The sequence below is a fragment of the Aeoliella fuhlenseeensis genome, assembly GCF_052161615.1.
In the GTDB taxonomy this organism is placed as follows: domain Bacteria; phylum Planctomycetota; class Planctomycetia; order Pirellulales; family Lacipirellulaceae; genus Aeoliella.
In genome coordinates this window covers 3,669,742-3,695,237 of the sequence record NZ_CP197417.1, presented here as the reverse complement: position 1 = coordinate 3,695,237, position 25,496 = coordinate 3,669,742, and the positions used below count along the sequence as shown (strand labels likewise).

At 59.9% G+C, this 25,496-nt stretch carries 16 protein-coding genes and 1 other RNA gene; 7 read left to right on the top strand and 10 right to left on the bottom strand.

All coding sequences use genetic code 11. The annotated features are described in order from the left end of the window. Positions 1–26: 26 nt before the first annotated feature. Entirely contained in the window at positions 27–1,172 is a 1,146-nt protein-coding gene (locus SH292x_RS14575; RefSeq protein WP_442481742.1) for a UDP-N-acetylglucosamine--N-acetylmuramyl-(pentapeptide) pyrophosphoryl-undecaprenol N-acetylglucosamine transferase, read from the top strand. 4 nt (positions 1,173–1,176) lie between these two features. Here the strand turns inward: SH292x_RS14575 and SH292x_RS14570 are convergent, their stop codons facing one another. The 4 genes from SH292x_RS14570 to SH292x_RS14555 form a co-directional block, all read right to left on the bottom strand. Continuing rightward, the gene (locus tag SH292x_RS14570) at positions 1,177–2,052 is read right to left on the bottom strand and encodes an alpha/beta hydrolase (protein ID WP_442481741.1); all 876 of its coding nucleotides are present in this window, start codon (positions 2,050–2,052) and stop codon (positions 1,177–1,179) included. 23 nt (positions 2,053–2,075) lie between these two features. Next, a complete protein-coding gene (locus SH292x_RS14565) occupies positions 2,076–2,924 on the bottom strand; it encodes a phytanoyl-CoA dioxygenase family protein (protein WP_442481740.1) in 849 nt (282 codons plus the stop codon). Between the two features lie 67 nt (positions 2,925–2,991). Continuing rightward, positions 2,992–3,681 carry a 3-keto-disaccharide hydrolase gene (locus SH292x_RS14560; RefSeq protein ID WP_442481739.1) on the bottom strand — a complete coding sequence of 230 codons (690 nt, stop codon included), beginning with the start codon at positions 3,679–3,681 and terminating at the stop codon, positions 2,992–2,994. A 147-nt stretch (positions 3,682–3,828) separates the two neighbouring features. Continuing rightward, the gene (locus SH292x_RS14555) at positions 3,829–5,157 is read right to left on the bottom strand and encodes a glycoside hydrolase family 5 protein (RefSeq protein WP_442481738.1); all 1,329 of its coding nucleotides are present in this window, start codon (positions 5,155–5,157) and stop codon (positions 3,829–3,831) included. 270 nt (positions 5,158–5,427) lie between these two features. On the opposite strand from SH292x_RS14555, the gene SH292x_RS14550 reads away from it, so the two are divergent. After that, on the top strand, positions 5,428–6,345 hold the full coding sequence (locus tag SH292x_RS14550; protein WP_442481737.1) for a hypothetical protein: 918 nt from the start codon (positions 5,428–5,430) through the stop codon (positions 6,343–6,345). Between the two features lie 113 nt (positions 6,346–6,458). On the opposite strand, the gene SH292x_RS14545 is transcribed toward SH292x_RS14550, so the two are convergent. Then, positions 6,459–7,412, bottom strand: coding sequence for a reverse transcriptase family protein (locus SH292x_RS14545; RefSeq protein ID WP_442481736.1), 954 nt, complete (start codon positions 7,410–7,412; stop codon positions 6,459–6,461). A gap of 639 nt (positions 7,413–8,051) precedes the next feature. On the opposite strand from SH292x_RS14545, the gene SH292x_RS14540 reads away from it, so the two are divergent. The 3 genes from SH292x_RS14540 (at position 8,052) to rnpB (ending at position 12,035) form a co-directional block, all read left to right on the top strand. Beyond that, positions 8,052–8,789: a peptidoglycan recognition protein family protein gene (locus tag SH292x_RS14540; RefSeq protein ID WP_442481735.1), complete on the top strand. Its 738-nt coding sequence runs from the start codon at positions 8,052–8,054 to the stop codon at positions 8,787–8,789. Between the two features lie 678 nt (positions 8,790–9,467). Beyond that, positions 9,468–10,688 (top strand): IS4 family transposase, encoded by a 1,221-nt coding sequence (locus SH292x_RS14535; protein WP_442481475.1) that lies wholly within the window; start codon positions 9,468–9,470, stop codon positions 10,686–10,688. Positions 10,689–11,640: 952 nt separating this feature from the next. Beyond that, positions 11,641–12,035: RNase P RNA component class A (gene rnpB / locus SH292x_RS14530), an RNA gene on the top strand. A 151-nt stretch (positions 12,036–12,186) separates the two neighbouring features. On the opposite strand, the gene SH292x_RS14525 is transcribed toward rnpB, so the two are convergent. Together SH292x_RS14525 and SH292x_RS14520 are read right to left on the bottom strand one after the other, a co-directional pair. After that, on the bottom strand, positions 12,187–12,726 hold the full coding sequence (locus SH292x_RS14525; protein WP_442481734.1) for a hypothetical protein: 540 nt from the start codon (positions 12,724–12,726) through the stop codon (positions 12,187–12,189). A 430-nt stretch (positions 12,727–13,156) separates the two neighbouring features. Continuing rightward, a complete protein-coding gene (locus SH292x_RS14520) occupies positions 13,157–14,083 on the bottom strand; it encodes a sugar phosphate isomerase/epimerase family protein (RefSeq protein ID WP_442481733.1) in 927 nt (308 codons plus the stop codon). Between the two features lie 358 nt (positions 14,084–14,441). Here SH292x_RS14520 and icd point away from each other — a divergent pair, with 358 nt between their 5' ends. Beyond that, positions 14,442–15,677 (top strand): NADP-dependent isocitrate dehydrogenase, encoded by a 1,236-nt coding sequence (gene icd / locus SH292x_RS14515; RefSeq protein ID WP_442481732.1) that lies wholly within the window; start codon positions 14,442–14,444, stop codon positions 15,675–15,677. Between the two features lie 54 nt (positions 15,678–15,731). On the opposite strand, the gene SH292x_RS14510 is transcribed toward icd, so the two are convergent. Then, entirely contained in the window at positions 15,732–16,772 is a 1,041-nt protein-coding gene (locus SH292x_RS14510) for a Gfo/Idh/MocA family protein (RefSeq protein WP_442481731.1), read from the bottom strand. A 102-nt stretch (positions 16,773–16,874) separates the two neighbouring features. On the opposite strand from SH292x_RS14510, the gene SH292x_RS14505 reads away from it, so the two are divergent. Beyond that, entirely contained in the window at positions 16,875–19,034 is a 2,160-nt protein-coding gene (locus SH292x_RS14505; protein ID WP_442481730.1) for a dockerin type I domain-containing protein, read from the top strand. Positions 19,035–19,578: 544 nt separating this feature from the next. Here the strand turns inward: SH292x_RS14505 and SH292x_RS14500 are convergent. Beyond that, positions 19,579–20,985 (bottom strand): OprO/OprP family phosphate-selective porin, encoded by a 1,407-nt coding sequence (locus SH292x_RS14500; protein WP_442481729.1) that lies wholly within the window; start codon positions 20,983–20,985, stop codon positions 19,579–19,581. Positions 20,986–21,233: 248 nt separating this feature from the next. Further along, a complete protein-coding gene (locus SH292x_RS14495) occupies positions 21,234–25,427 on the bottom strand; it encodes a hypothetical protein (protein WP_442481728.1) in 4,194 nt (1,397 codons plus the stop codon). Positions 25,428–25,496: the final 69 nt, after the last annotated feature.

Below are 25,496 nucleotides of genomic sequence, written 5' to 3'. Positions count from 1 at the left end.
GCCCTCCACATCTCCGCATTCGACCCATGTCTAGCTCTCTCGAAGTTGTCATCGCCGGCGGTGGTTCGCCGGGACATCTCTACCCGGGCCTTGCCATTGCCGAGGCGCTCCGCGCTCGCGTGCCCAGCGTCTCGCTGTTGTTCGCTGGTACGGGTCGTTCGATGGAACGCCACCTCGTTCGCTCGGCGGGGTACAACTACGTCGCGCTCCCCGCGCGGCCAGCACCGCACAATCCACTCGAAGCCGTACGCTTCGTCACCGACAACGCCATGGGCTTCATGGCCGCGGCGTGGATGCTCCGCGAACAACGCACTTCGCTCGTCATTGGCCTCGGCGGTTACGCGAGCGCCTCGACCGTCCGTGCGGCTGTGGGTCGTGGTATTCCCACCGTGCTACTCGAACAGAACGCGACCTGCGGACGAACCACGAAGTGGCTCTCCAGCATGGTCGAGACTGTGTGTGCCGGCTTTAGCGAGGTCACGCCCTACCTGTCCCCCATGTCGCACGTCATGCACACGGGCAACCCTGCCCGCCCGCGATTCATCAAAGAATTCCGCGAGCGCCGCGCCCGTGGCGAGCAATCAAGCCGTCCGCGTGAGAAGCGCCTAGTCGTGCTCGGTGGTGCTGGCGGCGCGCAGACGCTCAATCGTCTCATGCCCGACGTCATCGCGCGGCTTGGGAACGAACTCAAAGACTGGCGCGTCGTCCATCAAACGGGTGACGGGCAGCTGCAATCCACCGAGGATCGCTATCCTAGCGAAAACTCGCAAATTCTCACCGTCAGTTATATCGACGAGCTCGCCTCGCTGCTGTTCGAGACCGACCTGGTTGTCTGCCGCGCGAGTGGTACCACGCTCGCCGAGCTCGCGCTCGCCGGCGTGCCGGCGGTGGTCGTGCCGTTCCCTGATGCGGCCGAGAATCACCAGATGGCCAACGCCCAGGTCTATCGCGACGCGGGTGCGTGTGTGGTAGTCGACGAAATGGCCTCCGGCGACCGATTGACCGACGATCTAGCAGTTCAGATCCGCTCGCTAATCGCCGATCACGAACGCCGCGACTCGATGCGCAAGGCGATGCGATCGCTCGCCAACCCCGACGCCGCGGAGATCATTGCCGATCGCTGCTGCGAAGTGCTTGGCATGCAAGCGTCGCCGCTGCGAATGGCGGCTTAGGTACCTACTTTGGTTCTGCTGCCAAGTGTTTGTCGAACCATTCCACCATCGCCCCCTGCACCTCGCCAGCATTTCCGGGCGTGAACAAGTTGTGGCCCGCGTCAGGCAAAACAACTAGACGCCGTTCGACGCCCGCCTTCTCAAACGCCGCGTCGATCCACTCGCCATGTCGCGGCGGAACCAGATCGTCTTTGCCCCCCATCATCACCAGCGACGGGGCGTCGTCGGCGGTCACTTGAGTAAGCGGCGACTGCTCACCTGCTTCTTCGAGTGGCATATCGAGCGCGGGAAATCGGCGATACTCCGGCAGCGACTCCGGCGCTTCCCACACCGCCACGCGAAGGTCCGTCGGCGGCACCAGCGCCACAACTGCCTGCACGCGGCTCGATTCGCGACCCACCGGATCCGTGGCCTTAGCGTCGCCATCGTCTCCCGTCGTGCCGAGCATCAGTGAGAGATGCCCACCCGCGCTCATCCCCATCACGCCGAGGCGATCGGCGTCGACGCCAAGCTCTTCGGCGTTCAAGCGAACGTAACGGACCGCGCGCTGCAGGTCGTCCACCGCTTCGGGGATTTTGTACCGCGGACTGCTACCGTGCCGCACTGCGAGTACTGTGTAGCCTTGATCAAGGAACGGCGCGAACATCGGGCGCAACTGTTCCGGTGGCGTCCAAATCGAGTACCACCCACCCGAAACAACGAACAAGATCGCCGCGCCGTTCGCTTCCTTTTCCGGACGATGCACATCGAACGTCATCGCCAAGCCATCTTTATGTCCGTAGACGACGTCAGGCTGGATCTTCGGCGACAGCTCTTCCTCTGCCTGCGCTGGGAACCCAATACCGACTAAGACTAAAACGATGGCGTAGCGAAGCAACATACGGTATCTCGCGGGTTAGGATCTTAAGACAAGAGCGGAAAAAACTGTCCGGCGAGCACTTCGCCTCGCGGCACCACCGGCACTCCTTTGAGCAACGGCTCGTCGGTCTCGCTTCGCACGCCATCGGCGATGAAGTTCACCACCACGACGCGTCGCGGCCGATCGCTGTTGTTGGCCTGCGATCCATGCAGGGTGAGCGGGTGATGGAACGCCGCGTGCCCACGCCGAGCGATCACCTGGTGCGGATGATCCATCGAGGCCACCTGCTCGGGCGACAAGTGCTGCCGGATGTTGTTCATCGGCCCCGCGAGCTCAGGCTTCTGCAATAGTTCCCAGCGATGACTGCCGGCGACGTACTGCAGCGAGCCATTTTGTTCGTCGCAATCATCCAGTGGAATCCAGCACGTCAGATGATTCATCGGCTGGGTGCGCGTCCAGTACGAATAATCCTGGTGCCACGCCACCACGCCGCCATGATGAGCAGGCTTGCAGAACAACTGGTCGTGCCAGAACCTCGCCGGCGCACCAAGTAGCTGACTCGCCGCGGTCACGAGCGGGGCATGCCAAAGCAAATCGTGGAATCCAGGCCGAAGTCGCCATGCGCCGAGCGCATGAAACAGCGTCTGCTCGGGCACCGTCGACTCGTTGGTGTGGTACTCATGCCACAACTCGTGCCCTTCATGCTCGGGCTCGAAGAACTCGGCAAGCTCCGCGCAAAGCGCATCGCACTGCGCCTCGCTCAGCAGCGGCACGCCGTCGACGAATCCATCGCGATCGAACGCCGCGAGTTGCTCCGCCGACAGCACACTCTCGATGGGGCCAGCTTCGAACAGCTCGCCCACCGGTCCGTGAATTTCCGACAAGTCCCGCATGGTCCGGCACCTTAGGATTCAATCAGCCGCAGGGCGCTAGCACCCGGTTCCGAGATTTCATGACGTCTCACTCGCTGATCTTTTCAATCGGCGTCATGTCGATCTTGCGAAACTCCACTTCGGAGCCTTCGGCTTGCACCGAGATTTGACCTTTGCTCACGGTGCACTTGGTCCCGTGATTCACCAAGTCGCCGTTGACCCACACCTTCACTTCGTCGCCCACGCACTCGATGACCATGGTGTTCCACTCGCCGAGCGGCTTCTCCGAGCCATCGGTCAGGTTCAGGATGCGGCGGTTCTTGTCGCCGTCGACCCCCCATGTCTCCTTCGGGCCGCGGCGTTCGACCATGTTCTCGACTTCGATGTCTTCGCCAATGCACCAGAAGTCGCCGGCGTTCTCGTGCATCATCTGCACTTCGAGCGACTGCGGAAACATGCCATACAACCGGCGTGGCTTCGACGCATGGACCAGCACGCCGCAATTGCCCGGCTCGCCCGCAAAGCGATACTCGACTTCCAGGCGATAGTTCTCGAACTCGTCGTCGGTGATCAAGTGCCCGCCCGGCGTGCCGAGGCTCACTAGGTTGCCATCGCGAACGATAAACGGGCTCTTCGCGTTCTTGTCGTCGTCCATCGCCGGCACATCGGCGTGCCAACCCTTGAGCGTCGAGCCATCAAAAAGCGGCTTCGATTTCTCTTCCGCGAGAGCAGGAATCGCAATCAGCATCAATAGCGTCGACAACACAAGCGTACGCATGGCAGGAAACTCCAAGGCAGAATTAAGTGCGGAGCGGCCGTTAGCATCTTAGCCGTTTCGGCGCTAGCCGCGGTTGTAATCGAACAACGGGTGACCCGCGAGCCAATATCCAAACCCGCCGAATCGAACCCCAGTATAAGACGCGCCTCAGCGCCCCGCCACTCGTCGCCAACCCAGAAGCGACAAGGCCCCAACCAAAAGCATTGCGGCCCCGCGCGACTCCGGCACCCGTGTCGCTGTACCCATTGCATCCGCTGCCGAATCGCCAAAGTGCGACTTCCACAGAGCATAGTCCGCCGCGTCCACCACGTCATCGTCAACGCCGTTCCCCGCCAGGTCACTGTTCGACCCCAGTGCATCCCGCCACACCGTGTAGTCGGCGAGATTCACAAAGCCATCGCCGTTGAAGTCGCCCGAGAGTTTTTCGCTGATGCCAGCGAAGCGTGGTTCTAGCAAATCCATCACGGCGCGGTCGACGGGATTGCCGCTGCTGAGGCCGGTCGGCTCGATCGTGTACCGGTATTCCTGCCACCACGGCCCGCCGGCCCACCAGGTCCAGCCCATCCACACGTCGTCGTTTGCGTCCATGTAGTCGAGCATGTTGTTGATCGCTTCGTCGCCGATTTGATTCGTGGCTGTGCCAACCATCGAGTTCGCAACCGCAAACTCACCGAGCACCGCGCGATGCCCGTTCTGCCGCGCCCAGTTGGTGAAGTCGGTCAAGCGCTCGCGACCAATCGTTTCGCTCACCACTTGGTCGCTGGTCCCCGACGAGTTGCGATCGAGATACTGATGCACGTCGAACGCAAAGTTATCGGCCGAGTCCACGACGCCGGTCATCACCTGCCCGTTGGGCGTGCCGTACCAGTTCGAGTTCCAACTATGCGCTCCGGTCCACGCATTGCCGGGGACTAGCACCAAGTTGTTCGCCCCCGTCGCGCGAATCGCCGCGATCGCCGAGTTCGCCGCCGACAACCACTGCTCGGTCGGCATGTCGTGCGGCTCGTTCATCAAGCCGAAGATCACTTTGTCGTTCTCAGCGTACCGACCACCAAGCCGCGACCAGAAATTCGCAAAGTCGGCATTGGTCACCGTGCCCCCGCCAATCACGTTGCCGTAGTACCGCGCGTAGTTATGCGGATCGAGAATCACCCGCGCCCCTTTTTCGGTCGCGTAATTCACAAACGCATCGAGCCTCGCAACCTCCACCGCATTGAGCTCGCCCCCGGCCGAGGTCTGCATCCGCTCCCACCGAAACGGCAAGCGAAACACATTCACTCCCTTGCCGACGTAGTAATCCACCTCGGCCGACGTGGGGTAGGAGTAGTTGACGTTATAAACGCCGGGGAGCGAGCCTTCGCCGAACTCGGCACCAGCGAGGTTGACGCCGGTGAGCGAGACCTCGGCTTGGCACGACTGCGAGGACGCGCGCAAGAGGGAGCAAAGTAGGATTGTGGTGATCAGGCGAAAGGTCATTGACAGGCTCGAGAGATGTAATGCGACATTGCAAAAGGTGAGTGGTGCCCTCGGACATTATATCGATCGACCTCACGGCGAACGAATCGAAAATCGCCGGACCAGAGTGCCGCATTAGGTGTGTAGGACTCATTGATTTATGGGACGAGCAGGGTTTCCTGCTATTCGACGGATTTGACGAGGGGTATAATCGACCCGCATAGGCGTGGAGCGCCGTTTCTTACGAGCATAACTAGCCCCTCCTTCGCCAAGAACTTAAGGACAACGGTGATGCGAAAAGCAACGATGGCCGCGATGCTCATTCTCGCCTGCAGTCGATGCAGCTTGGCGGAGTTCCAGTTCTACGTAGACCCAACCTACCGTCCGATTCCGGGCCATTCCACCTATGACCTAAAGGTGATTGGAACTGGCACCATTAGCACCTTCACGATGAGGGCAGTACTCGAACGCGGGATCTTTTATCAGCACCCGCTTGGTTCCATGGTTCCTCCCTCAACGGACGCCTTGGTCACCGCTCCAGAACTCGCCTACGATACTTTTATAGGATGGGGGGGGCTGACCCAGGAGGAAACAGACCCCAGCTTTCAACATGCCATGATCGTGAATGATTCCGAGATATTGGCAACCTGGCAGGGAGGGCCCTCGACCTTAAACAAAGAGAGCTTGTTTCTTGGAAGACTGACGGTTCCCAGCGGTAGTTTACTTAAGATTCAGACATTGCTCGAAGGCGTGCCTCAAGATCACTTCTACCAGGTTCCCGTTGACACCGCTCTTCAAATTGTGGAGGGAACTCCATCGCACGGAAGTACCATCTCGTTGCAGCCAGGTCTCGCGAACGGAACGGGAGTGCTCGAACGAGCCATCGTTCTCAAGGACGTGCACCCGCACGGCGAGATCCTTCCGAATGTGCCGGTGGAGTCGTTAACTTTTCCAAACAATGATCACGATCTGTTCTCAGCGATTTCTAACGCCGACGATAGTAGCATCGATTTGGTCTTCGACATTCAGCGGGCCCAGAGTTTACGTTTAAAGCCGGGCACAGTGGTCAACGCGACCCTAGTTGTCGACCCTGAATTTGCTGGGCCTCTGCAGTACTATCTCACGGCGACCATTGTGCCGGAGCCTTCATCATTTGGGCTTGCCCTGGCGGTAACCTCGCTTGGCTGCGCTTGGCAGCGCCGTCGTTAGCCACGATGGATGAATGAGCAGCGTTTGTATCTACCACTCTAGTCGCCGCCAGAGCGCCTGGAGTTTCTCCCCCCGCCCCGCATTCAACATCCCCACGTGCGCCACGCGCCCCATCAGGTGCTGCCGCCACTCGGGATGGCTGTCGCGGTTCTGGCTCTCCGCGCCGTGGCGAATGCAGTGGTGAGCGTGGCCTTCAATCGATCGAACTCCTCCCGCGCGACATTGGGGCGGGCGTTGACCACGACGCCGGTCACCTGTTGCCGGACGCCCGCCATCATCACGCGCGTCTTGCGGAAGTTCACCGTAAACCCTTCCTCCATCGCAATGGCACTCGCGCTCGCGCAAAAACTCCGGGCACCGCGGGCTAGCTCGTCGTCGCCGCTGAAGACTAGATCGTCCGCGTAACGGGTATACGTGGCGTCGAGCGTTCGGGCGAGTCCTGCAAGTCGGCAATCCATGCGATAGGCCACCAGATTCGCCAGGGCAGGGGACGTTGGCCCGCCTTGCGGCAAGTGCGGCGCCGAGTAACGACTCCCCTGCGCGTACGCCACGCGATCGCCCTTCGTTGCATCGAGCCACACATTGCTCGGGGCCGAGTTGGTGCAAAGCCCCGTGAGCATCTGCGCCACGTCGCGCGAGTACCCAACTCCGGTGAAGACACCACGCACTCGCGCGGCAGTGATCGTCGGGAAAAAGTCTTCGAGGTCCAGCCGAATCACCACCCGTTTGCCAAGGTGCTGCTCCGCGTTCGTCTTGATCGATCGCCGCTTCCGAAAACCATGCACGGCTGGATGTGGTGGAATCCGCTCGACGATCTCCTGTAGCACCACGCGCTGCAATGCCTTGAGCCGCGGCTTCGGGCACTCGATGAGACGGAGCTTTCCATGACGCTTCGCGAGTAAACGGTAGCGGTAGTGGCGAAGCGGTTCGCGCTCGGTTGTCCGTTCCATACCGCGCGAGTCAGCAAACCACTGCAATTGGTTCAGAGGTACACGAAACCACTCGGCGAGCTCGAAGTCGTTTGCGAATTCAGGCAAACCGAAGCGACGAAGGTGATTGCGAGCCATGAGAAAAGGGCGGCGAGGCACTTCAACAAGACCGGTAACGCGCGAGGAATGATACGTGGAGCGTATGGCTCCTCGCGCGACGAAATGCAAGTCCTCCAACCACGCCTGGGGTAACCCCAGACCGACGAGCGTCAGCCTCGCGGCCACGCATCGCCAACTTGAAGTGCCTCGCCGCCGCGTGCCATCGATTGTCGGCGGCAATCCGCGGCGGGTCAAGCAATGCTTTTCAAGGAGTTTAGTGAGGTGTGTTTGTGATTAACACTTGCCGAGCGACGAAGAGTAGAAGCATCGATCCGCAAAATAGCCAGATCGTGCGTTTCTGGAGTCGACGTAAGGTGACGTTTTCGTGTTTGGTATTGAATAGTGCCGAAAGCACGCTTCCTGCTACGAAAGGATCTCGTTTGTCACCGGCACTGGATTCCCTCGTGGCGCTCATTAGCGATTGGAGAGAAAAAAAGCCGAGGACCATCACGGCCACGCCCATCGAACTGAGCAGGATGGATAAGAATATTCGCTGATCCAAAACACTTTCTCCATTTCTCAGGCAATAGGGGAAGCCGCGAGTCCCCACCGCTAGTTTGTGGTTATGCTAGCGGAAAGTATCTAACCTGACCATCAACCGCTTACCATTCTCTAGCCATGACGTTTTCGCAAGTTCTTTACCTAGCAACTCTCTCCACACTGCTGGTGGAATTCTCTTGCTCTGCCGCCGAGGCTAGCGACCAGCCGCGCGTCGAGAAGCCCGCCAACTTCGTCTCGGCCGAAGCGTGGGGATCGAAACCCGATGCGATCGGCGAAGAGCGGCGTCACACACCGAAGTTCGTCACGCTTCATCACGCCGGCGTGCTGTGGACTACCGATCGCGATCCGGTGGAGTTCGTCCGCAACATGCAGGCCTGGGGCAAGCGGCGGCCGCAGATCGAGCAGCCTCCTCGCAATACCTACTGGCCCGACCTGCCGTACCATTTCATGATCGCCCCCGATGGACGCATCTTCGAAGGCCGGCCGGTGGAGTTCCAGCCCGAGTCGAACACCCAGTACGACCTCGACGGCCACATCGGCGTCGAACTGATGGGCAACTTCGAACTGCAGCGGCCCAGCAAGGAGCAAGTGGAGTCCGCCGTCGCGCTCGTCGCATGGATCGTAGATCAACATGATATTGCCGTGAAGGACATCAGCACCCACCAGCGCGTCGCCAAAGGCCAAACCACCTGCCCCGGCCGCGACTTCGCCAGGTACTTCGAAGGCAACGAGCCACAGTTTCGAAAGTGGGTCGAACAAACGCTCGAAGGGGAAGAGCCCAGCATCGACCTCGGCCCACCCCTCAAGAACGGCCCCACCGAACTAATCACCGACACGAAACCGGCAAAAAAGTAGGCCGTATCAAGCTCCGCGCCGATACGGCGCTTCACGTGTTCCTTCTGGGTCCCCTCTCCCCCACTTCGTTCGCGCGCTGTGACTCCGACCTCGTTCCCCAGCCGCGGAGCGGCGAAAGCGCCTAGCCCGGGGCATGAGCCCCGGGACCACCCGTCCACCACACACCGAAAGCCGCGGAGCGGCGACAGCGAACGTAACATCGGTATTGCACCGCCACGATCTCCGCCGAACACGCACGCGAGTTCCGACTGATTCTCACGGATCATCCTCGCTGCCGCCGCTCCGCGGCTTGCGGCGACCTACATCGTCCCCCCACCAGGGGCTCGCGCCCCGGGCTAGGCGCTGTCGCCGCTCCGCGGCTTAAGCCTGGGCCGGATCGCCAGCTGGAAGCTTAAGCTACTTGAATCCCCGCCCCGCCAACTATTTCCCATAAAATGGCCACCCGTACACATGGGTGCTTGACAAGTGCATGTACATACGCTATAATTCATCCTGTTCGTCGCACGCGTGGGGCGTGCGGGAAGCGGAGGAGCGAGGCCTAGGGAATAGAGCCGTAGGCCGGATCAAGCTCCGCGCCAATCCTGTTCGGCCCGCGATTTGCGCCTCACTAAGTTTAGACTTAGCGGGGCTCTTATTTTTGGGCTTGCGCGATGGAATCAGGTGGATTCTACTAGTTGCATGGCGAGTCCTAAGCGCAAGTTGGTCGAGGCCCGGGAGGTAACGGGGCTAAAGTACTTTGATGTGCTTGCTCCGCTGTTGGGGCGGTTGCACGAGGTGGGGTGCGAGCGGGATCGGGCCGGGAATCGGCAGTTGCACTACGACCAGTACTGCATGCTGGTGCTGTTGTATTTTTACAATCCGGTCGTCTCCTCTCTGCGGGCGATCCAGCAGGCCAGCGAACTGAAGAAGGTACAGAAGAAGCTAGGCTGTCCCCGAGCTTCGCTCGGCTCGCTGTCCGAAGCCACGCGGGTGTTCGATCCCGAAGCCCTGCAGGGCGTGATTGCGGATTTGGCCGATCAACTCCAGCCGCTGGATCGTGATGCACGAGTTAAAGATATCCGCCATACGCTGATGCTGGTCGATGGAACCTTGTTAACGGCCCTTCCACGCATGATGGAGGCGGCCGTTCTAAAGCAGCAGACCGGATCGGGCCTCGTGAAATGGCGATTGCACACCCAGTTCGAAGTGGATCGACACCTGCCACACATCGAAGTGACCGACGGCACTAACGGGGGAGACAACGACGAACGGGTGGTCCTGGCCCGTCATCTACGCAGCGATTGCTGCTACGTGATGGACCGCGGTTACGCCAAGTTCTCGCTGTTCAATCAGATTCACCAGATGAATAGCAGCTATGTCTGCCGGATTCGCGACAATAGCCGGATCGAGACCATCGAGTCGCGACCATTAAGCGAAGAAGACCAAGCCGCGGGGATCGTGAGCGACGAAGTCGTCCAACTCGGTGGCCTGAAGGCCAAGGAGACCGGCAGAATCGATCATTCGGTACGGGTAGTGACGATTCGCGTCACACCGCATCCCAAACGCGGAGGGAAAGCGCATTCGGCTCCCGGCAACGATGGCTACCTGCGTCTGGTAACCAACCTGCTCGATCCACCGGCATCGATCATCGCCTTGCTGTACCAGTATCGCTGGGCAATTGAGATCTTCTTCCGCTTCTTCAAGCATATCCTCGGTTGCCGGCACTTGCTCAGTCACGACGAGCGTGGCATCCAGATTCAAACGTACTGCGCGATCATCGCGTGCCTGCTGATCAGCCTGTGGACGGGGCGTAAGCCCACGCTGCGGACGTACGAAATGATCTGCTACTACCTGTGTGGAATGGCCGACCAAGAGGAGCTCTTAGCGCACATTAAGAAACTCCAGCCGCAGGGTGCCTAGGGGACTCGCGTCTTCTCGACAGCGAGAAGGATGACTGCTGCGCGGATGGCTACAACACCATCCCTCCCTCTAAACTCCAAGGCACTCGACCTCCCAACAACACACTCCGTAAGCAACCGAAAGCTAAACAGCAATCATCGGGCCGAACAGGATTGGCTCCGCGCCGATCCGGCAATTCACGCTGAACCAACCGCAAGTACTAAACCAATTGCGGTTCTATTCTCGTAGCCACGAAGTGGCGCGCTTCGATAGCCCAGGACGAAGTCCTGGGAACTCATACACAACCACAACAGCAGTCCCGAAGGGACGCGCTACCGATGCGCGACTGCCTGCCGTAACGCGCTCTTTCAGAGCTACCCATCTGATTCGAGAAACTGACAAACCAGGGCTACGCCCTGGCCTGTCGAAGCGCGCTCCTTCGGAGCTAGTCGCTTTGCGACTTGGCGTCTTTGCGTGAGACTAGAAAACGCTCGGCCCACCAAGCCAACCATGGAGAGGTGTCGTCAACTGAACATTGGAAGCGCCGGGTCGGCGCGGAGCTTGACCCGGCCTACTTACCTAATGGGAACATGTACTAGCAAACTCCGCCCCCACCTCGGCCCTCCCCGGATGGCGTCGTTGCGATTCGTACGTCATCCAGTTGCCGCTACAACTTGGGGTAGGGAGCAGGAGTAAAGTCGCACTTGCGGGTTGCCCCTGCGACATTACTCATTTCACTCAATCGGACAAACCATGAATTCAATCGAGAAACTACGAGGGATTTTCAATCCCGCGAGATTGCGGCTCAAGAATAAAGTCGCACCCAATGAAAAAGTCACGAAAGTGCGACAAAACTTGCGCGATGGGAAGGTGACTCAACCACGCGGACAACCACGGCCCTGACGGGCCCCGCTCGCCTGGGAGCGTGCGAGCTAACATCCCACACCACGAGGAGCTACAATGGAGATTCACCAGAGACGACCGGATGGTCGCTGGCTCGGATGCGAATCTGGGCGAGAGGAAAGTCCGGGCGCCGTAGGGCAGGGTGGTGGATAACGTCCACCGGTCGCGAGACCAGGGAAAGTGCCACAGAAAATATACCGCCTGCGAAGCTTCGGCTTCGTCGGTAAGGGTGAAATGGTGCGGTAAGAGCGCACCGCGGACGGGGTGACTCGTCTGGCAGGGTAAACCCCACCCGGCGCAAGGCCAAGCAGAGAGCAGAGTCGGCCCGACTCGCTATGACTCTCGGGTAGGCTGCTAGAGGTGCGAGGCAACTCGCACCGTAGAGGAATGACCATCCGTCGCCAGACGTTCTCCAAGCGGGAACCCTAGCGACGACAAAACCCGGCTTACAGGTCGTCTCTGGTTTTTTATGAGCTATTGGCTGTTAGCTCTAGGCTATTAGCCAAATGTCGTCGGCCGGAACCCCTCCCCAGAAACAGGGGAGGGGATTCGGGCTGACAGACTTCGCATACTCAGCGTAGGGCCAAAAGCTAGCAGCCCATGGCTTACAGCTTGCTTACCAGTTCGACTTCAGCGGCGAGCTGCCGGTCGAAGTGAACGGGCTGGGGGCTGAGGTGCCGGCGGGGGTGCCGTTGGTCATGCTCAGCGTGGTGGGCTGGGGAAGCGGCTGGGGCGAGGGAGCCGAACGGCGGCGAGCCGGAGCGGTCTTCTCAGCCGGAATCATGTCCTGCTCAACAACCTGAAGGAGCTTCGAGATGCAGAGCTTGTTCATGCTAGTACGAAGGTCGTGTGCCTCGGTACGCAGGTACTCGTGCATGCTTTTGGGAAGGCGGACGGTGATCACGCGAGTTGGCTCGCTATCACAATCGTTGGCACCCTTCTTCTCACGCAGCTTGACCAGCATCCGCTGGATGGTGGCGTACTCTTCGGACTTCTCGAATTCGCAGAGTTCGTCGAAGGTCGGGAAAGCCTTGCGGACAACGCCATCGATGCCCAGGACTTCGCGAAAATAGGTAACCCAGTCCATATCGCGTTCGGCGAGCTGGCGGGCGGTGGTGAGAACTTGTTGGTAACGTTCCTGTTGTTCGGTAGTCATGGCACTTGTCTCCATACCATTGTGCTTGGGGAGCGATAGCGGTCAGGGGCTCACGGTGGCCCGCCAGTTGTGGACATCATCCGATGCTGTCAAGCCAATGCATGCATCCTGTTGCAATGCTTGCACTTACGTCGATTCAGGGTTCTTGCCTATCTTCATGCACGCGGTGCCCAATGGTCAGGCAGCCCCGGTGTGCACAAAAACTAGGCAAGCACCTCTGTCCCATCAGCCGAGTGTCCAGTCGGTGGCGGGGCGTCGTAAGTATCAAGAAAGTGCTATCAAAACAAGGCCGATTCGCGACTTGAGCAAATTTTCAAAAGTTTTCGAGAGAGCAATCGTTCCCACAAAAAAGCCGGCCGGTCCCCGAAGGAACCGGCCGGCCCGGTGTGGTGTACAGCCAGAAAAGTTGAACTGCCGAAATGGCAGAGGTCTAGGCCTTGGTTCGCTCCTCGCGGATCTTCAGCAACAGATCGCGAGTCAGGCGGATGCCCTCCATCTCGTCGGGTTCGCCACCTTCCCATTCGATGCCAACGAAGCCGTGGTAGTCCGCAGCCAGCACGATGTCCATCATCTTCTCATAGTCGATCTTCGTCTCATTGCCTTCGGCGTCGAACTTGTAGCTCTTCGCGCTCACGGCCTTGGCGAACGGCATCAGCTCCTCGACACCCTTGTAGCGGTCGTACTCGTAGAAGTTTCCAAAGTCGGGCAGCGTGCCGACGTTCGGACGGCCGACCTGCTCCATCACCGCCTTGAGCCACGCCCCGTCGGACGACAGCCCGCCGTGGTTCTCGACCAGGACGTTGATGCCGTACTGATCGGCGAAGTCGCCCAGCTTCGACAGGCCATCGGCGGCACGATCTTGCTGCTCCTGGCGGCTTCCCGAGCTAGCAGCGTTGACGCGGATCGAGTGGCAACCGAGGAACTTGGCCGCTTCGACCCACTTGTAGTGATTCTCCACGGCCTTTTGACGATCCACCTCTTTGGCCGCGCCGAGTTCCCCTTCGCCGTCGCACATAATAAGGAGGCTCTGAACGCCCAGGTCGTCGCAACGCTTCTTCAGCTCGGTCAGGTACTTGGTGTCCTTGGCCTTGTCCTTGAAGAACTGATTGACGTACTCGATGCCGTCGATGCCGAAGTCTTCTTTGGCGACCTTAGGGAAGTCGAGGTTCGTCATCTTGCCGCTGTTAATGGTGTTGTGCAGCGACCATTCGGCCAACGAAATACGGAACAGGGGCTCGTCGGCGGCCTTTTCCTCGGCCAGGGCCCAGGACGAGAGGCCAAATCCGCCGGCGACCACGCCGGCCGCGGCCACGGTGGCCGATTTCAGCAGGTCGCGTCGCGAGAGAGAGGTTTGCATCAGAAGTGTCTCCAGCAAATGAGATTGAGGGCAAGCGAGTTGCCGAGGGCAGCATTTCAGACGCCCATTCTCCCTTGCCGCCCCGCCCGGTGCAACTTGTTGGACCGCCACCATGTGTGCGACTATCCGCTACCCGGGACGGCTTCGACCATTGACCCACCCCCCGCCGGTGCCGAAAATCGTCGGTTTGGCCGGCTGCGCCGGAGGTGGACTAGGTGAGTAGGTCAGTAAGTGAGTAGGTCGCAAGCGATGGCCTTTACTTACTCACCTACTCACTTACTCACCCGCCCTCCGTACAAGTGCAGCCATTCTGACCAATTAAGCATACCAATCCACCTCTAATACCAAGGACCCAAACATGACCGGCACCGCGATCACCATGCAGGACGGCAAGCTGAACGTGCCCGACCAACCGATCATCCCGTTCATCGAGGGCGACGGCACCGGTCCGGACATTTGGGCGGCCAGCGTTCGCGTGTTCGACGCGGCGGTCGAGAAGGCCTACGGCGGCAAGCGGAAGATCGTGTGGAAGGAAGTGATGGCGGGCGAGAAGTCGTTCGACGCCACCGGCAACTGGCTTCCCGACGAAACGCTCGACGACTTTCGCACCTACCTCGTCGGCATCAAAGGCCCGCTCACCACGCCGGTGGGTGGTGGCATTCGCTCGCTGAACGTCTCGCTGCGGCAGATCCTCGATCTATATACCTGCCTGCGTCCCGTGCGCTGGTTCACGGGGGTGCCGTCGCCGGTTCGCGAGCCCGGGAAGACCGACATGGTGATCTTCCGCGAGAACACCGAAGACATCTACGCGGGCATCGAGTTCGAAGATGGCACCGACGACTGCAAGAAGTTCAAGTCGCTGCTGAAGGAGAACTTCCCCGACCGCTTCAAGAAGATTCGCTTCCCCGACACCGTCGGCCTCGGCATCAAGCCGGTGTCGAAGGAAGGGACCCAGCGCCTGGTGAAGGCAGCGATCGAGTACGCCATTGAGAATGGCCGCGAATCGGTGACGCTGGTTCACAAGGGCAACATCATGAAGTTCACGGAAGGTAGCTTCCGCGACTGGGGCTATCAGTGTGCCAAGGATGATTTCGGCGCGACCGAACTCGATGGCGGCCCGTGGTGCACAATCAAGTCGCCGAAAGATGGCAGCACCATCACCATCAAGGACGTGATCGCCGACGCGATGCTGCAACAGATCCTCACCCGACCCGCCGAGTACAGCGTGATCGCGACGCTGAACCTCAACGGCGACTATATCTCGGACGCCCTCGCCGCGTGCGTCGGTGGCATTGGCATCGCACCGGGTGGCAACATCAACTACGTCACAGGCCACGCGATCTTCGAAGCCACTCACGGAACCGCCCCCAAGTACGCGGGCAAGGATCAAGTGAATCCCGGCAGCGTGATCTTGTCCGGTGAGATGATGCTGCGTCACCTAGGCTGGAACGAAGCCGCGGACTTGATCATCACCGGCATGAACGGCGCGATCGGCGCGAAGACGGTCACCTACGACTTCGAACGCCTGATGGACGGCGCCACGCTGCTCAAGTGCAGCGAGTTCGGCACCGCGATCATCAAGCACATGAAGTAGTTAGTGAGCGGTGGGCAATAGCCGACGAGCTACGCCTCGTCGGACTTGCCCATGTTACAGCTTCACTACTTTCCCCGTCGCCAAACTCTTCGACTGGGCGTGGCACATCTCCACGGCGTCGAGTGCGAGCTCGGCGCCGAGGAGGTCGCTGGTCTCGTTCGCAGCGAGCGAGCGGGCAACTTCCTTGAGTTCGGACTGGAAGGCGTCCATCGGGTCGCCGCCCGATAGTTTGGCTTCCTTCACCTTGCCGGTGCTGTCGAGCAGCGTTGGCGGGCAGAGGTAGCCCTGCTTCTCGCCCATCACGGCGAACTCAAACACCAGCGTCGCGTCTTCGAGGTGGATTTCGAACCCATGGTCGAACGGGCGACCTTGCTGCTCGATGGTGCCGCTGGTCGCCTCGACCGTTGCGCCGGAGTCGAACTGAAACTGCGTGTGCCAGAACTCGGCGAGGTCGCCATGCATCCGCCCGGTCGTGGAGAGTGACTTGGGTTTGCCGAACAGCAGCCGGATAAAGTGGGCGTCGTGGACGTGCAGATCGAGCATCGGTCCGCCAACCTTTTCGGCATTCCAGTAGTTCGGCAGCCACGTCGGGTCGGAGATCACTCGGCGAAACGCTCCGCCGATCACTTCGCCGTACTGCTTACTGTCGATGACCTTACGAGCCCAAGCGTACTCAGGGAAAAAGGGTAGAACATGCCCGACGAGCAATCGTCGATCAGCCTTCGCCGCGGCTTTGACCATCTTCATGCCGTCGGTGATGGTCATCGCGATCGGCTTCTCGCAGAACACATGCTTGCCCGCCGCGAGCGCTCGGATAGCCGCCGGTGCGTGCAGGGCAGGGGGGAGCGTGATGTCGATCACGTCGACGTTGGCCTGGTCGATCATGTCGTCGACCGACGCAAACGTCTCGACGCCGCGAAGGTCCATTTGCTCGCCGGGAGGGCCGAAATTCCCTTTGATTCCACGCCAGTCGCCCGCCCGTCGCTCGGGCTCGGGGGTCGCAATCGCGGCCACTTTCACCCCGCGAATTCGCTGGTAATTGAGGTAATGGATCATCCCCATGAACCCAAGCCCGGCAATCCCAATCCGTAACATCCCGCACGCTCCGAAATAAGTGTTTCTGGGGCCGCCAAACGCGGTCCGATTCCCGAGCCTCCAGTTATACTAGAGATTTGCCCCCGCGACGAACCCGCCCGCATGCTCCGCAGTCTCCCGCAACTCGACTCCGCCCGCCTCGTGCTGCGCGCCGCAGCCACGCTGGTCGTGTTGTCGATGGCGGGAATCTCTTGCGGCGCAAACTTCGCCGACAGCTATCGGTGGACCTCCACGGCGACCGATGGCGGCTCGCTGGCTCAAGGAGATGGCATCACGCTGCGGTGGAGTATCGCCAACGACTCGCAGGCGCTGACGCTCAACAATAGCCCGGTCGGAAGCAGCAATCTGATATCGTTTCTTGATGGGATCTACGGCGGCGCGGGGAGCAGCGGGGTTGGTTACTCGTCGCGACCGTGGTTCTCGATTCTCGAGTCGCAGTTCGCCTCGATTGCATCGAGGACCGGAATCACGTTCCAGTACGTCGCTGATACCGGCTCGGCGTGGAACACGTCGCCTGCGAGCGGGGCGCAAGCCGACATACGGGTCGGTGGTTTTGATTTTCCCTCGCCCGGGGAACTCGGTCGCGGCGCGCTCCCCGCGCTGGGTGGCGACATCGTACTCGACACGGCAAACGATACTTTCGAGAATCCGGCGCTTCTCGGAGGCGTGCTTCAGCACGAACTGGGGCACTCCCTGGGTCTCTTGCACGTGAACGTGCCAGGCGTTACCGCGCTGATGAACACGCAGACAATTCCAACGCTTGGTCCTCAGTTCGACGACCTCTACGCGCTCACGAGACTTTACGGCGATCGATTCGAGAAAGCAGCGGGCAACGACACGGCCGCTACGGCCACCTGGCTTGGTGCGCTCGCGCCCGGGACGAGTGTCTTGGTTGGCTCTAGCACGGACGACGGCATCGTCGAGCCGGCAGAGGTCGACTTCGTAACCATCGATGGCACAAGCGATGTCGACTTGTATCGCGTGAACGTACCGTTCACGAGCCGGGCGACTATCTCGCTTGTCCCAGTGGGGCCGTCCTATTCGTTCACGTCGGAAGGGTTCGGACCGCAGTCGATGGTAGCGAGTTCGCTGAGCAATCTCCGCTTCCGTGTGCTGGCCAGCGATGGCGTCACGCCCGTGGTGAGCGTTTCCAACACTGGGATTGGGGCTGAAGAGCGAGTCGATGCCTTCGCGCTACCGGGAGCAGGGACTTACTACGTCGAAGTCCGCGGGCAGGAGAACGTCAATCAGTTCTATCGCCTAAATGTGCTCGCCGACGAAACACCCGCGAAGGCGTCGCGCACCGTATTTCAGGACAACTTCAACGCATCGGGCGATGTGAACGCCAATCTAAGCGAGCTCGGACGGCAAGCCACTGGCAACCTCGACTCGCCGTATCAGTTCACGACAGCAATGACTCCCTCCGGCGATCCGGCGGTGGAGATTGAGAACGGCCAGCTTGTCATGCGCGCGGTCCAAGGTGCCGCGGGAGCCGATTCGCCGGCCGCGACGCTGATTCGGAACTTCGGTACCGAAGTCGCCGGGGAGCGGTGGTTGGTGTCCTTCCATCTCAATCTTACCGGTAGTGCCGCGAGCTCGGGGGTTGGCTTCGCGATGACGCTCAACGACTCGTGGCCAATCGCCGAGCCCCTGAGCGACGCTGCAGATCTGACAATCGCGCTCACCACCAACAATGGCTACCGCGTTGTCGAACGCGATGGTGTGGGAACCGGCGAGACTACTCGCACCGGCACTCGTGCGGGGCCCGACTACCTCGTGCAGATGCTGGTCGACGAGACCACGGCGACCCCTCGCGTCACCGTAGCGCTCAACGGAGTGACGGTGCTCTCCAACGAGTCGATCAGTTTGTCGGCGATGGAACGTTACCTGTCCTTGCAGATGCTGACGTTGTCGAACCTTCCTACGCAATCCACCGTCACCGCGACGGTCGATAGTTTGAGCATGACAGTGCTGACGGGATCGATTGCAGGCGATTTCAACCTGGATGGCGTCGTCAACTTGGCCGACTACTCGCTGTGGCGCGATCAGCTTGGGCTCAATGTGTTGCCAGGAACTCTGGCCGATGCGAGCGGCAATGGAACCATCGACGCCGCAGATTACGCGGTGTGGAAGAACAACTTCGGAACTGGCCCAGGGGCGATGGTCGCGACCACGCGAGTACCGGAGCCGACTGAAATGGCGTGGATGCTCTTAGCGGGTGTGATGCTGCTGCGGGTGTGTTGCATCGCTCAGGGACGGTGAAGCCGGTTTGGCTGCCACACTCCCTTCATGAGTCGCCACGCGAACGGCACTTTCTGGATTCGCCACGGGTGTGGCGTTCGCGCACTTCTCGCAGATGTCTTCGTACACCCATTTGAACGACGGGACTTCCTTCGTGGTAACGCGTTTCATCAGCTTTCGGCGCGTATACGACTCCGCCGAAGTTGGCAGCCAGCGGGTCCAAACAAGAGCTTTTGGCTGTGACTCGACTTTGCTGTCCTTATCGCAATCCTCGCAAACCGTCTCGCAGTGCTGTTCGCACTCGTTGCTCGGGCACGGAACGCAGAACTCTTCGTCCTTATAGCCCCAGCAGATTACTTCTACCTTCTTCGTCTCGGTGACGAGGCGGCATATCTTCTGGCAGTCCGCGGCATGACCGCACCGAGCGCAGGGGCATTCGAAGGCGAAGACGTTGCAACTCCCCAGTAGGCAGACGAGCAAGCTGGCTGCGAATACTAGACACGCTGAACGGGAATGATTCGTGTGCATGATGGAGGAAGTCCCTGGGTGGAAACTCGCGAACACCTTACCAGTTAAAGTCGAAACGCATGGCAATCAGGTCCGATTGGCTTTCGCCGTACGGTGTGGAGCTGGCGCTGGTGATGGGATGAATCCAGTCGAACATCATCCGGACGCGATCACTCCAGTACCAGTTGAAGCCTGCGGTCACGTCGTTGTAGTTGCCTGAATTCATCTCGTTGAGCGTTAGGTTCGAGTAACGGACCTTCGCTTCCCAGCCACCCCAACCAGCACCGCCAGGTACCCAAAAAACGTTGGTGTAGGGGACGTTGCGACCAAACTGCGCGCCGTGCTGACCGAACCGCTCATAGATGCGATTCTCGCCCGTCAGAAAGTAACTGAGGTACGCGTAGGCCCCGCCAATCGTAGCGGTGGGGGCGCCGATCTGATCGACATGCGACAAGAACAGTTCGCTTTGTACCGAGACCGGTCCCCAGACCACGGCGAACTCGAGGTTGCCCGTCGTATAGGCAGTGCCGGGTACTTGGCCCGTGTCGATGACGAACGGGCCTTCGTGGACCTGAGGGCGAGCACGAAAGCGTACCAGCTCGTCCTTGTCATGCGTGTAAAGCACACCGCATCCGGTATGAACCAAGTAGCGGCCGTTGGATGGCTCGTCGTAGTAGAGCAGATGAGTGAAGCGACCACTGATACGTTGTCCTGTGTTGTCGTCGATCTGTTCCTTGAGCGATTCGCTGATGCTGTCGAAGAACAGGCCAAACGTCCAGGTGGTATCGAGATCGTCGGTGACGCCGTACAGCGCAATGCCCACTTCGCGGTCGGCCGAGAAGATGCCCTGCGTCGGGATCGACCGCTCCATGAAGATGTTGTTGGTGTCGTTGGTCACCTGCTCGAGGCTGAACGGCACAAAGAAGTTGCCGATGCGGAACTTCTGGTGGTGCGGTAGTTCATTGATCGTGAAGTAGGCGTCCTTCACGTCGACCACCGGCGTCGAGACGTTGTCGCCCCCTTCGGGTTCGATGTCCATCTGCAAGCGAAAGTCGTACACCCCATAGCCAGTGCCGTCGGCCATGAGGCGTAAGCGGCGGAACTCGAAGTAGTCGAACTCGGGGATCAGGTCGTTGTTCGTGTCGGCCCAGTGTACCCAGTCCATCTGCACGTGGCCGCCGAGCTTGACGTTCCATTTGTCGGTGGACATGTCGACCCACTCGCTTTCGGTTTCGAGTGGTTTCGCTTCGGCGGGTTTCTCTACCTTCGGTTCAGCTGCATCCGCTTTCTCTTTCTCGAGCGCTTCGATGCGCGCTCGCAGCTCGGCAATCTCGGCCGCCGTGTCCGGTAGAATCTCGGCGGGAGCCTCTGCCGGTGCTGGCAGTGAGTCAAAGCGAATGGAGTCCGACTGCGCCCAACAGCTAGGCGCGAGCAATGCTAGCAGGCCCCCAGCGAGCGCAAGCATTCGATGTCGCTGATACCGCGGAGGTCTGGTCGACTGAGAGAGAAACGGGAAAAGGCGAGGCATTGCGTAACCGAGGGTTCACGATTTGCCTCTGGTTCTTCCAGTCGGGCGAAGTTCACGCGGGCGCATAGCGTCCGCAAATAGCCGTACCGGAATAATCGTCAAAGTCAGCCCAGTTTCTTGAGTCGGAAGCAGGGCACCGCCACGCCTAGGCGTCTGGGAGATACAGACTTCGCGTCGCCCCTCGCTCAGCCCCGAGCTTGCCTCGACCAACGATTTGCAATGTCTTCGAGGTCGGGGGTGCTGCTGGCTTCATTCTCGAAGTAGTGCTGGACGATCGACCGGCGGGCGGATTCGAGTTCGCCGAGCTTCACTTGGTCGATGCCATTGCGGGACTCGATGCGATCGAGCAGGCCGAGGACCGTGAACGGAGTGATGCGGTCGGGGACCGCGAACTCGTCGTGAGTTACAACCTGCTGCTTGCGAGAGGTTGCCGCGATGATGGCACCGAGGCCCAGGAGAACGACCGCGGTCACTCCCGCGATCCACCACCAGTTCGTGGAGGCCGACGCTTGGTAGCGTTCTTCGAGCTGAATCGATGGACCGACCGCCAGGAGATCGGCGTCGTTGTATCGCTGGTAGACGACCTCGTGCAGGTCGGCTTTCGACTCCGCAAACTCGAAAGTCTTCGGTGGCGCGGCGAGTCCATCCTTGGCGTTCATAGTGACCATCCACATCCGCTCGGAGATCACCTGGTTGTTGGGACTCTCGGGATCGAAACGCGAAACCGAGAGGCCTTCGTCCTTTACGTCGGTCACTTCAAATTCGCTGGGCGATAGATCGAGCAGTTGGTCGAGGCTCGGTACCAGTCCTTGCGCGGTCGCCTTAATCTCGAGAACCAGCTTTCCCTCTTCGGCTTGTCGTTCGTCGAGGGTTTGCGTGATCTCAATCTTCGCGGCGGGGCGAGGCTCGGTGGGCTTTGCCTTGGCGTCGATCGGCAACGGCGACGAAGCGATGGGGAGCACCGCGTAGCCGGACGTGTCGAGGAAGTCGAGATCGAGCTGCAGCGCCGGGAGTTTGTCCACTTCGGGGCCTTTCGCTTTCAGCAAGACGTAAGCGTAGGGCGTGTAACGCCAACCATCTTCTTTCAGCGAGCGGGAATTCACGTCCTCGCCTTGGAACGTCACCGACTGTACTTCGAACTGCTCGCCCAGAGCGGCGACGACCTGCTCCTCGAATTTATCGCGGTAGTTCTCCAGGGGACGGCCGTAGTTGTAGTAGTACACACTGCCATTGTTTTGATTCTGCAGGTAACGAGCAAACCCGCCCGATTCGCGTTCGATCTCGCGGGTGTGCACGATGTTCACGAACACACCGAACGGCTCGCCGGTGCCCACGCGATCGTTGCCGTCGATGCGAGTCTCAAGCTTGATCTCTGTCACCAAGTCGGCGTAGTAGTCGAAGATTTTACGTGCCTCGGCGGCCCGTTCGTTGTCGCCGACGATCGCGAGGCCAGTTTCGAGATAGCGATACTTCAACGCCGGCTTGACGTTGCTGATTCGAGTGAACAGAGTATTCGCGAAGGCAGCCATGTGCCGTTCGGCGGCCTCGCCCGGAAGTGACTCGATGGCGGTGCGGATGAGTTCGATCTGCTTCGGGTCTCGAGGTTGATTCTGGTCGAGCCGGTTCGGATCGCAGGCCCCCATGCTGGCGTAGTACCACACTTCGAACGGTCGTGTGGTCTCCTCATCCTCGCGAATGTCGCCAACGGTCTTCGCGTACAGCTCGGCCGCCCGCTGGAAGTCGCCAAAAGAATTTTCGAGACGCGACACGAACTCGGCATCGGGGGCAAGCTCGCGCCGGAACGCATTGGCATCGTGCAGCAGCGCGGCCTTCGCCAAGGTCAGCGACCAGTCCTCCGGATGCTGGGCGAGACCGCCCTCGACCACGGACAACGCCACTTGGTATCCACGTTGAACTTCGGCGGCGATGTCTTGCTGTTTGCGATTTGTCTTCGCTTGAGTTTGCGTTGCCGGTGCTCGCCACATGCCCGACAGGTTGTTTCGCATTTGTTCGGCGAGGACGGCAAGTGTCTTGGGTTTCAACTCGCCGAGCGGACCAAACACCTCCTGGATGGCGTCCAATCGATAAACTTCCGCCGAGCTATGGCAGGCGGTGAAGGCGCGAACGAGTAGTTGCTCGTCGACGTGCTTCAGAGGTAGTGCGTTGAGCCGGCGGATCAGTGCCGACAATTCTTTTAGGTTACGCTCCTGCTTCGACCGCGTGAGCGGGATGCCTTCGGCACGCTGCTCGAAGCCGTACATGTACATGTAGCTGTTGGTACGGTTGCGATTGGCGTTGGGATCGTGGTTGTCGGTCCACACTCGCAAGAACTCGGCGACTAGTCCCTCGGCGAGCGCGGGATGCGACTTTGCGAGCTGTTCGATGTAGGGAAATGCCTCGTCGTCTTCGCCCACCTTGAGCAGCAGTTGCGCGATCTGCTTGTGAAGCTGCGGCTTGAGTTCCTCGGCCACTACTTCCATCCACTTATCGCTCGGCTGGACCTTCAGCACTTCGTCAACCGTGATGGCTTGCGGCTGGTTCTGCTGGCGCTGCTGCTGGCCCATCATTTCGGGCGAGTTGAGATAGAAGAAATTGCCATAAACGTCTCGCTGAAGCGCTGGACTTCGCGAACTGGAGTTGTCGAACCTATAGGAAACCTCGGCCTCTCGCAGCCAGATTCGCGCGAGGAGCGTCATCTTCTCGTGCCACTCTTTGGCACGTTCCGGCGACGTCTCTACCAGTGCTTCGGCGGCGGTCGATTGTAGTTTCAACAGTTGCAAACGCTGCGAGGCCGAGTTCGCTCGCGTTTGGAGCGAAGTCGCAGCCTGGCGGCCAATCATGGCGAGGATCTTAACGCCGCGCTCTCCATTCTGACCAAACGCATTGCTCAGCCATTGTTGGCCGAGGCTTTCCTCGACCTGAGGCGCGAGCTCGATGGCCCGGTTTAGTGCCTCGGCGTACTGGTCCTTTGCAACGGTATCGACGTCTAAGATAGCTTGCACTGTCTTCCAGGCTTGCTCCAGATCGTTCTTGCGATGGTCCTTACGGTAGCGAGCGTGGTAGAACTTCGAGAGTTGAATCAAGGCCTCGAATTGCTCGCCTTCCATTGCTTCGTCGATCGTTGGAAGAAATGGCTCGGCCTTGAGCGTGTTGCCCGAGGCGATTAGTAATTCGGCCAGCTGTAGGCGGTCCCAGGTTCTCTCGCCTTCGGCCACTTCGAGCTCAAGTTTCAATCGATCAATCAGATCATCGATCATGTAACCGCTCGAAACGTAAACCGACACCAAACGCGCAAGCATTCGAACTTGCGCCTTCTCGAGCTTTACTGGTGCCAACTTGGCGATAGCGAGAAAGTCGTCCGCGGAGAGGATGTTGGTTTCCATCGGCGCTCCCTGCTGATTCTGCATCTGCATGAGCTGCTGAAGCTGAGCCTGAACCTCAGGCGAGGCATCGGGAACAGGCTGATTCGCCGTGGTTGCGAGCGATGCTAGGATCTGATTGAAAACCAGCTTGGCCGTCGGTTCATCCAAGCTGGCAAGGAAGGTGTCGACCTCCGGCCATCTGCCCAGCGTCACATCACGCTGCAGAGTTTTCAATTGCTTAGCGAATTCGGCAAGGTCTTCTTGTGGTTCGGCTTTGGGTTGTTCTGCGGTAGCTTCGCCTTCGCCCTTCTCCTTGTCTGCTACCTCCGCTCCCTCTTTGGTGACTTTCTTCTTCGCCCCGCCAGCGGCTGTCTCTGTTGCGAGCCCGGTGGCCTCGTCGCCGGATTTCTCTGCGCCTTCTTCACTTTCCGTTGTGGTTGCTTCCGCTTCGCCTTCTGCGGCGGTTGCCTGTTCGGCCTTGCCTTCTTCGGCTTTGCCTTCTTCGGTTGCTTTGACTTTAGCGGGAGCTTCGTCGGCGTCGTCCTCGGCGGTGTCCTTGGTAGAGCTTTCGCTGTCTACCTTTGGCTTATCCTCGTTCAGCTTCTCGGCGTCCTTTTTGGCTTCCTTCGATTCAGCCTTCGCGTCGGCGTCGGCCTTCTTCGCTTCTGCCTCTTTGGTGGCCTTCTCTTGCTCGAACTCTTGCCAAGCCAGAAGAATGGCGGAAGGTCGACGGTTGAATTGCAGTTGCTGGATGAGCTGTGTCTTCTCCGGCGAAACCTTGGCGGCGTCGATAGCAGGACCGTCTGGCGATTCGCTCACCATCGCAGGGTCGAGTTCCGCAACGGGGGCGGCGACTCCGTTGCCGGCCGCTCGCGTGCTAAGCTGCAAACGAATGGCAGGGCTGATCACCGCGCGAGCTCGAGCGGGCTGTGCGGTCTGCGCTTGGACCGCGGTCGTGCACGCTACCAGTGTCAAGACGCTCGAGGTAACAACGCGCGCGAAAGCCATATTACTCATCGGAAATCTTCTCGGTTCCAAGGCGATGGAATTGCGCAGGACCCGTAGGCTTCGACCTCGAAGCCTACG